Raw genomic sequence first — 9,655 nt, forward strand, 5'->3', positions numbered from 1 at the left:
TGGAGAAAGGTTCCCTCTCCCCTCCCCAAACCCCTCCCCTCTCCCTCCCAAGACTTTCATATGGTGGGGAGGCGGCGCGCCAGCTTTCCTGGCTGGAATGGGAAACAGGGCCTTTATACAACGGTTACGTCTTACACGAAAAAGGATCGGCTGCATGACAGCCGATCCTTTTTGTCTTGGCTCTGTCATTCATAGTATGTGGTTGTTTCATCTCCACAGTACTGTGAACATACAGCCTTTTTCTCCAGCTTTCCCCTTGGCGGAATTCGTGGCTGAGGCATTTTGTTGTTCATTCCCTTGGAACTTCAAGGAAAAAGGCATCAACCGTTTTCTATGATACGGCCTTTGGTTGTGCCATAGAAAACGGGTAATGCTTTATTTCTTGAAATTCTAGGCTGTATCGTTATATTACATATAATTATTTGAAATCATTAAATTATTTTTTTACAATTCAAAAAAATAATTTAGTAATTTCAATAGATTATATAATCAACGACACAACCTAAAGGAATGGTTCTGTTCAAGTTTACGGTTGATAAAGAGAAGTACGCTCCTTTAACCGCCGGAGGCACGAGCGCCAGCGAGCTTTGAGGACGTCCCCCGCCGCACGGCAATGCGGCATGGAGGGGCGAGGAGCGGCCAAATGTCCCGCGAAGCACGGTCGAGAGCGGCGAAACCGCGCGAGACGAAGCGCCGTCAGCCGTTGCCGGAGGATGCCTTTCACCGCGCTGGAAGTGCGTCCGCCTTCACGGCAGCGAATGTTCCGCTGAAACAGGGGGCAGATGAGCGCCCTCTGATTGCGTATCAGCCGGAAACTTTAACACAGCCAAAGGAATAAACAATGAGGCTGTGTTATAGAAAAGGCTGTCTTTTCACCGTGCTGTGAAGATGAAACAACCACACGCCATGACAGAGCCATAGAAAATGGTTGATGCTTTTTCCTTGAAGTTCCAAAGGGATAACCGGCAAAATGCCTTATCAGTGAATCCAGCCAAGGGGAAAATCGGAGAAAAAGGCTGTATTTTCACCGCACTGTGGAAATAAAACAACCATAAACGATAACAGAGCCTTTCTCTTTATCAACCGTAAACTTGAACAGAGCCAACAATAAAATCCCCCAATCATGGAGCCCATCAGCGGAAAAATTGGAGAAAAATAGATATCTTTCAGCATATCGCTGATACAAAAACAACCGTATGCCATGACAGGGCCTTGCCTTTTCAGGCCCGCCATCCAACGGCGTTTCTCCATAATCAGGGTAAACCGTAATCAAGGATTCGATAAGGATAAAAGTCTTTGGGGTGGAGGGATGGGGGTGTGGGGGAAGGGAGGAGGGCCTTTCTTCAGAAAGGGCCTCCTCCCTTCCCCCACATTCCGCACTTCCTACAACAAAAAAGCGGTGGCCAGCCCCAAAAAAATAAAGAAACCAGCGCTGTCCGTAATGGCGGTGAGGAAGATGCTGGAAGCCTGCGCGGGGTCGCGGCCTACGGCACGGAAGATCAAGGGGATGCTGCCGCCCGCCAGCGCGCCGAGCAGCATGTCGCCCATGAGCGCCGCGCCCATGACCATGCCGAGTTCGGGGGATGAGGAGGTGAACCAGACCCCCACACAGGCCAGCATCGCCATGATCGCCCCGGAAGTAATGCCGATCTTGCCTTCGCGCAGCACGGCAATCCATGCGCGCCTGCGGTCAAATTTTTCCGTGGCAAGCTGGCGGATCATCACGGCAAGGGCCTGCTGCCCGGTGTTCCCGGCCTGATTCGCCACCATCGGCATGAGCACCGCCAGCAGCGCCATGCCAGCAATGGAACCTTCAAACATATAAACCACAAAGGCCGACATCATGGAGGTCAGCATATTCACGATGAGCCACGGCAGACGTATCTGTACCGACTCCAGCCACGGCGTGTCCACAGTCTCATCCTGACCGGCGCCCACCATGCCGAGCAGGTCGGCGCTGGCCTCATCCTGCATGATGTCCAGAATGTCGTCGTAGGTCGCCACGCCGAGGAGGCGCCCTTCGTAGTCCACCACAGGCATGGCCATGAAATTGTAGTGGCTCATGCGGCGGGCCACTTCCTCGCTCGGCGTGTCGTAACGCACGGCGATCACGTCCTGATCATGCAGGGAATCCCGCAGGATCGTCCCCGGTTTCGACAGCATGAGGTCACGGAGGGAAAATACCCCGACCAGCTTGTCGTCCTCGTCCACCACGTAGGCATAATAGGGGATTTCCATATCCTCTTCCATGCCCCGCCGGATCAGCGAAATGGCTTCGTCCACCGTGATGTCCTGCTCAAGCAGGATGATCTCGGTGTTCATGATGCCGCCCGCCGTATCGGGATCGAACGCCAGCAGGTTGCGGAGCTCTTCGGCGTCGTCGCGGTCAAGGTTGCTCAGGAGGACGTCGCGGTGCCCTTCTTCCAGCTCGTCCAGAACGTCGGCGGCATCGTCGGGCGACATCTCGGCGATGATCTGGGCGGCCTCGTCGGGATCGAGGTTTTCCAGAACGTCGACGGCCACTTCCTCATCAAGCTCGGCGAGGGCCTCGGCCGCTTCGTCGGCAGGCAAATGGCGGAACAGGCAAACCTGCTCCTTGAGGCTCAGGTTTTCCAGATGCTCGGCCATGTCAGCCGGGTGGGAATACTCGGATTCGCCGTCTTCCAAATACTCAATGCACTGGGAGAGGGTACGCTGGCGGGCATTGTCGGCAGGCCCGTCGCCTTTCCTCCCCGGCGTTTCCCCGTTTTTTTTCCGCCCTTTCTCCTCAGGGCTCCGCGCTATGCCGTCCGGGGCTGCCTTTTTCTCTTCGGGGGCCGCATCCGACATGGACCTATCCTCCTCCACCTGAACCGCATAACGCCTCAAGGATGCCAAAGGTTACGATAAAAAACGGAACACGCCTCCAAAACCGGCGTTTCCTCCCGCATTGCCTTTTATCCCGGCCCGTATCCGACGCCTCCTCGAACGGTTGGGAAAAAAAGAGCATCTTGACGAAAACGGATGAGCCACCTAGTAAACGAAAAGGCTTTACGCTGCTGACTCGTTGCCGGATGCGCGCGTCCCGCGCATCCGGCGTTGTACTCAACCCCGTGTAGCACTGCCAAGGATGCGGGACAAGATATGATCCTTCCAGAATTCTCAGAATATTTTCAGGGCGAGGCGCGGACGCACCTTTTATCAATCTTGGAACTCTCCCTCGCCGAGGACGGGCCGGATCTCACCACCGAGGGCGTCTTCAGCCCCGGTGACCGGCTTCAGGCAATTATCGTAGCCAAAGAACAGACGATCATCGCCGGGCTGCCCGTCATCCCGCTGGTCATGGACCTGTGCGCAACGCACCCGGAGGAGCTTTCCTACACGTGGCAGAGCCTTGCCAAGGAAGGGCAAGAGGTCGCCAAGGGTTCCATCGTGGCCCGCATTTCCGGCCCCGCCCGGCAAGTCCTCCGCGCCGAACGCGTGATCCTCAACTTCGTGAGCCACCTCTGCGGCATCGCCAACCTGACGCGCCGCTACGCCGAGAAGCTCGAAGGCACGGGCGTGCGCCTGCTTGATACGCGCAAGACCATGCCGGGCCTGCGCTATCCCGACAAATATGCCGTACTGTGCGGCGGCGGGCACAACCACAGGCGCAACCTCGCCGAAATGCTCATGCTCAAGGACAACCACATCGACGCGGCCGGTTCAATGACGAAGGCCGTCGAACTGCTGCGCAGGCGCTACACTCCTTGCCCGCCCATTGAAGTGGAATGCCGCAACCACGACGAAATCAGCGAGGCCGTCGCCTGCAAGGTCGACCGCATCATGCTCGACAATATGACGCCCGATATGCTCCCCGAAGCGCTGGAAATGATCCCCTCCTCCATCGAAACGGAGATCAGCGGGGGCGTTTCCCTCGACACCATCCGGGCGTATGCCACCGTGAGCACCGTCCGCAAGCCCGACTTCATTTCCGTCGGACGCATCACGCATTCCGCCGTGACCGCCGACCTCAGCATGCGCATTGCGAAGGAATCCCTATGACGACATCACATCCCTCCAACGACGCCCGCGCCATTGAGGAACTCCGCTCCAAACTCGGCGGCAGGCTGACCATCGTCGGCCACCACTACGAGCAGGAAGACACCATCCGGCACTGCGACTTCCGCGGCGACTCCCTCGAACTGGCCCGGCGCGTTCCCGGCATCGCCTCGGACTACATTGTCTTCTGCGGCGTCTACTTCATGGCGGAATCCGCCGCCCTGCTCGCCCGCGAAGGCCAGCAGGTGCTCCTGCCCGACCATTCCGCCGACTGCGTGATGGCCCAGATGACCCCCGCCCGGCTGCTCGACCGCGTGCTCGGCCGCCTCACCGCATCGGGCCGCAAGCTGGTGCCGCTCGCCTACGTCAACACTTCGCTGGCGGTCAAGGCCGTGGTGGGGCGCTACGGCGGCGCGGTATGCACGTCGGCCAACGCGGAAAAAATGATGGACTGGGCCTTCCGCCAAGGCGACGGCGTGCTGTTCCTGCCGGACAAGAACCTGGCCCGCAATACCGCCCGCAAGCTCGGCATCACCGGACGCGACACGCATATCCTTGATGTGCGCAGAACCGGGGAAGCCGTGGATCTCGAAGCGGCGGACAAGGCCGCCCTCGTGCTCTGGCCCGGCCTGTGCGCCATCCATGCCCGCTTCCACCCCGGACAGATTGAGGCCGTGCGCAAGGCCGACCCGTCCTGCAAAGTCATCGTACACCCCGAATGTTCCCCCGAAGTGGTGCGCGCCGCCGATGGGGCGGGCTCCACTACCTACATCATCGAGTATGTCAGGAATGCGCCGGATGGGGCACATATTTATGTCGGAACGGAAATCAATCTGGTGGAACGCCTCGCCCGCGAGCAGGAAGGACGCATCCGTGTGGAACCCCTGCGTTCCAGCGCCTGTTCCAACATGGCGAAAATCACGCCCGGAAAGCTCCGCGCCACGCTGGAAGGCATCGTTGCCGGGAACACGGAACCCATCACCGTCCCCAGCGAGGATTCCGCTCCGGCCAAGGCGTCCCTCGAACGCATGCTCGAAGCCTGCGCGTAATTTTTGATGCTTGTTGGAGAAGGGGAGCCCTCCCGGATAAGGGCTTTCCTTCCCCAACCCCATCGAAGCGGGGCCTTTCCCCCAGTTTCCCGTGGCGGGGAAACCACGCGGCGGGGGTTCCGCCGGACATGCTTCAACCTATTGAATGCCCTATCCCGAACAGGTTTCAGGGGGCCTTGCCGCCCCCTTTCCTCTATGCACAAAACAAGGTCTTTTCTCAAAAGAAGGCAGTATGACACAGCAGCGCTTGAAAACACAGGTTCTCGTCATCGGCGCCGGGATCAGCGGCAGCACGTCCGCCCTTACTCTGGCGGACGCCGGGTATGAGGTAACCCTCATTGTCCCCGGAAAAGAGATGGACGGCGGCAATTCCGCGCTGGCTCAGGGCGGGATCGTCTATCGTCCCGATCCTGACGACGCCAAAGATCTGGAAAAGGACATTCTGGTTGCCGGACACCACCACAACTACGTCAAGGCTGTCCGCCACCTCTGCCAGCATGGCCCCGAAGCCGTGGAACGCATCCTCATGGAACGCGCGCCCATCCCCTTCGACAGGCTGGACGGCAAGCTCGACTTCACCCGCGAGGGCGGGCACGGCAAGCACCGCATCGTGCATTGCGCCGACCACACCGGGAAGACCATCATGGAGGGCCTATTGCAGGCCGTGCGCATGTCCCCGAACATCCGCATCCTGACCGGCCGCACCGCCGTAGACCTGATCACCACGGATCACCATGCGCGGTATAAGGAATACCGCTACCAGCTCGACAACCAGTGCCTTGGGGCCTACGTCTACAACGAAGACACCAAGGAAGTGGAAACCCTGCTCGCCGACTTCACCGTGCTTGCCACCGGCGGCGTCGGGCAGATCTATCTGCACACGACCAACACCGCCGCCTGCACCGGTTCCGGCATCGCCATGGCCCAGCGCGCGGGCGTGCGCCTCGACAATCTGGAATATGTCCAGTTCCACCCGACCGCGCTGTACACCCGCCAGTCGCACAGCTTCCTGATCACGGAGGCCATGCGCGGCGAAGGGGCCCGCCTCACGAACGCCAAAGGCGAATTCTTCATGAAGCGCTATGACGAGCGCGCCGACCTCGCCCCCCGCGACATCGTGGCCAGGGCAATCATGGACGAAATGCTCCACAGCGGCGAGCCCTGCATGTACCTGGACGTTTCCGGCGTGAAGCACGACATCCCCACACGGTTCCCCACCATCTACCGGCACTGCATGGAACTGGGCATCGACATCAGCAAGAAGCCCATCCCGGTGGTTCCCGTGGCGCATTTCTTCTGCGGCGGCATCCTCGTCGACGCTTCCGCCCGCACGACGCTGACCCGCCTCTACAGCGTGGGCGAGTGCAGCTGCACCGGCCTGCACGGGGCCAACCGCCTCGCCAGCACGTCGCTCCTCGAAGCCCTGCTCTGGGGCTACAGCGCCGGCCAGGACATCGCGCAGCGCATCACCAAGCGCGGCTACATCAGCAAGCGCCTTGCCGACGCCATCCCCGACTGGGAAAGCACCGGCGACGAGCGCAACGACGACCCGGCGCTCATCGCGCAGGACTGGGCGACCATCCGCAACACCATGTGGAACTATGTGGGCATCAGCCGCACGGCCAGCCGCCTGCACCGCGCTTTTGACGACCTGCGCGCCCTTTCCCGCCACCTCCACGACTTCTACAAAAACACGGCCATCTCCAAGCCCATCGTGGATCTTTTCCACGGCTGCCAAGCGGCCTACAGCATTACCCAGAGCGCCCTGCGCAACCCCCGCAGCCTTGGGTGCCACCACAGGATCAACTAGGGCGGAGCCTATCGCGGGAAGGGGAACCTTTTCTTCGGGAAAGTTCCCCTTCCCCAAGCCTGCCTGTAAGGGCCGCGCATCCCTTTTCCAAAGGCGGCCCGTTTGTCGAATCCCCGTGCCCCTTTCCCGCAGGCTGACATCGGAATACGGTGGGCGCAAAAAGAAGGCCCCGGCATGGATACTTATTTCATCCCCACAGGATGGTGAAAGATACGGCCTTTTTCTCCAGCCTTTCCCTTGGCGGTCTTCACGGCTGGGGCGTTTTGCCGGTTATCTCCTTGAAACTTTAAGAAGGCCTATCGTAGCATGGGGTTGTTTTATTTCCACAGCATGGTGAAAATACAGGCTTTTTCCGGTTTTTCCCTTGGCGGAATCCACGGCCAAGGCATTTTTCCGGTTATCCCTTTGGAACTTCAAGGAAAAAAGCATCAGCCATTTTCTATAACACAGCCTTAAAAAACATCAGTCGCTTGCTGTGCGGCACAGCCCAAAAGAACCTGAAGAAGCAGCGAAGGAACGCCGTTCCGAAAAAAGGCCTGCCCGTGCTGTGGGGCATTTATATTTTCAATGAACATAACGCCATAACAAACAAAAATGCCAACTGGCCCCTTTCAGGAAGGCTCTGTTATAGTTTGTGGTTGTTTCATCTCCACAGTGCGGTGAAAATACAGCCTTTTTCTCCTATTTTCCCCTTGGCGGGATCCACGGCTAAGGCATTTTTCTGTTTATCACTTTGGAATTTCAAAAAAAAAAAGCATCAACCATTTTCTATAACACAGCCTTCAGGAAACATCAGAAAAACGAATGTCCCGCACAGCTTGCCCCTTCCTTGCCTCCTCCATTTTTTGTAACAAAGGCGGTGCGACACTGTTTCGCCCCACCGGAGCGTTTCTCCCGCCTCCTTCCGTGGTGCCCGCGGCGAGGTGCGGGAGATTTCCGTATACCAAGGGACACGTGAAAACGGACGTGCCCGCAGGACACAGAGGATTCAGAAAAGCATGAGTCAGAACCAGCAGAGAGAACAGCTCGGCAGCCGCATCGGTTTTCTTCTTCTCGCGGCGGGCTGCGCCATCGGACTTGGGAACGTCTGGCGTTTCCCCTATATCGCAGGCGCCTACGGCGGCGCGCTGTTCGTGTTCATCTATATCGGCTTCCTGCTGGCGGTCGGCGTCCCCATCCTGGTCATGGAGTTCTCCGTTGGCCGCGCGGCGCAGCGCAATCTGGGCGCAGCCCTGCACAAGCTGGAGCCCAAGGGCACGCGCTGGCATATGTTCGGCCCCCTCAGCCTTATCGGAAGTTACCTGCTCATGATGTTCTACACCACGGTGGCGGGCTGGATGCTGGCCTACTGTTGGGCCATGAGCAAGGGCGATCTTTCCGGCCTGACCCCCGATCAGGTAGGCGGCTTTTTCGGCGGCCTGATCAGCAATCCTACGGCTTCCTGCCTCTGGATGGGCGCGGCGGTGATCTTTTGTTTCAGCGTATGCGGCATGGGCCTGCGCCGGGGCGTCGAGCGAGTGGTCAAATTCATGATGGTCGGCCTGTTCGCCCTCATGATCGCGCTTGTCGTCCGTGCCGTCACCCTGCCGGGGGGCGAGGCGGGCATCAGCTTCTACCTCATGCCCGATCCCGAAAAACTGACCGGAGGGCTCTGGGCCGCCGTCACCGCCGCCATGGGGCAGGCCTTCTTCACCCTTGGGCTCGGCGTCGGCTCCATGACCATTTTCGGCAGCTATATCGACAAATCCCGCTCCCTGACCGGAGAAGCCCTCTACATCGTCCTGCTGGACACCATCGTCGCGCTCATGGCGGGCCTCATCATTTTCCCGGCCTGCTTCGCCTTCGGGGTCAACCCCGGCTCCGGCCCCGGCCTCGTATTCGTCACCCTGCCGAACATCTTCAACAGTATGCCTTTCGGACGCTTCTGGGGCTCCCTGTTCTTCGTGTTCATGTCCTTTGCGGCCTTGTCCACGGTCATCGCCGTCTTTGAAAATATCGTCTCCTACTGCATGGACGTCTGGGGCTGGACACGCAAAAAAGCCTCCACGGTCAACTGCGTTACGATGTTCCTCCTCTCCCTGCCCTGCACGCTCGGCTTCAGCCTCCTGTCCGGCTTCCAGCCCTTCGGTGAAGGTTCCTCCGTGCTGGATCTGGAAGACTTCCTCCTCAGCAACAACCTGCTGCCCTTCGGCGCCCTGCTCTTCCTCTTCTTCTGCTGCCACAGGTGGGGCTGGGGCTGGAACAGCTTCATCGCCGAAACCGATCAGGGGCAGGGGGCCCGCTTCCCCCACTGGCTCAAGCCGTATCTCCAGTACATCCTGCCCTGCGTGCTGGTCTTTCTTTTCATTCAGGGGTATGTGGATAAGTTTATGAAGTAATGGGGGAAAGATTGGGAGGGGAAGGGGAACCTTTCTGGAGAAAGGTTCCCCTTCCCCTCCCAAACCCTCCCCATCCCTTCCCAAGACTTTCGGCCTTATCGAATCCCTCATGAAGGGCTTTCAGGTACGAATGGGTTCCGCCTTTGTGCTTGTTATCTAAGGCTGTGTCACATAGAACGTGGCTGATGCTTTTTTCATTGAAATTCCAAATAGATACACCAAAAAATGTCTTGACTATGGATTCCGCCAAAGGGCAAAATGAGAAAAAAGAGTATATTTTCAACGTATTGTATAAATAAAAAGGCTGTATCATAGAAAATGGTTGATGCTTTATTTCTTGAAATTCCAAGGAAATAACCAATAAAATCCCCCAATCATGGAGCCCACCAGCGAAAAAT

8 protein-coding genes are annotated in these 9,655 nt (G+C 58.3%); 5 read left to right on the forward strand and 3 right to left on the reverse strand.

Translation table 11 applies throughout. The features are described 5' to 3' along the window. Positions 1-1,024: 1,024 nt before the first annotated feature. Together ACZM8Y_RS13935 and mgtE are read right to left on the reverse strand one after the other, a co-directional pair. A complete protein-coding gene (locus ACZM8Y_RS13935; protein ID WP_489501800.1) occupies positions 1,025-1,273 on the reverse strand; it encodes a hypothetical protein in 249 nt (82 codons plus the stop codon). A 110-nt stretch (positions 1,274-1,383) separates the two neighbouring features. Continuing rightward, positions 1,384-2,829, reverse strand: coding sequence for a magnesium transporter (mgtE, locus tag ACZM8Y_RS13940; protein ID WP_308771469.1), 1,446 nt, complete (start codon positions 2,827-2,829; stop codon positions 1,384-1,386). 294 nt (positions 2,830-3,123) lie between these two features. On the opposite strand from mgtE, the gene nadC reads away from it, so the two are divergent. From nadC to ACZM8Y_RS13965, 5 genes are all read left to right on the forward strand, one after another. After that, a complete protein-coding gene (gene nadC, locus ACZM8Y_RS13945; RefSeq protein ID WP_479859507.1) occupies positions 3,124-4,023 on the forward strand; it encodes a carboxylating nicotinate-nucleotide diphosphorylase in 900 nt (299 codons plus the stop codon). Beyond that, a complete protein-coding gene (locus tag ACZM8Y_RS13950; protein WP_479859506.1) occupies positions 4,020-5,069 on the forward strand; it encodes a quinolinate synthase in 1,050 nt (349 codons plus the stop codon). Before nadC ends, ACZM8Y_RS13950 begins: the two co-directional genes overlap by 4 nt. A gap of 232 nt (positions 5,070-5,301) precedes the next feature. Next, the gene (gene nadB, locus ACZM8Y_RS13955) at positions 5,302-6,879 is read left to right on the forward strand and encodes an L-aspartate oxidase (RefSeq protein ID WP_337431600.1); all 1,578 of its coding nucleotides are present in this window, start codon (positions 5,302-5,304) and stop codon (positions 6,877-6,879) included. A 470-nt stretch (positions 6,880-7,349) separates the two neighbouring features. After that, entirely contained in the window at positions 7,350-7,730 is a 381-nt protein-coding gene (locus ACZM8Y_RS13960) for a hypothetical protein (protein ID WP_489501801.1), read from the forward strand. 147 nt (positions 7,731-7,877) lie between these two features. Next, a complete protein-coding gene (locus ACZM8Y_RS13965; RefSeq protein ID WP_337431305.1) occupies positions 7,878-9,257 on the forward strand; it encodes a sodium-dependent transporter in 1,380 nt (459 codons plus the stop codon). On the opposite strand, the gene ACZM8Y_RS13970 is transcribed toward ACZM8Y_RS13965, so the two are convergent. After that, a partial coding sequence (locus tag ACZM8Y_RS13970; protein ID WP_489501802.1) for a hypothetical protein occupies positions 9,247-9,655 on the reverse strand: 409 nt, incomplete at its 5' end. The two genes, ACZM8Y_RS13965 and ACZM8Y_RS13970, sit on opposite strands and share 11 nt — an antisense overlap.

The sequence above is a fragment of the Bilophila sp. genome (assembly GCF_057864385.1).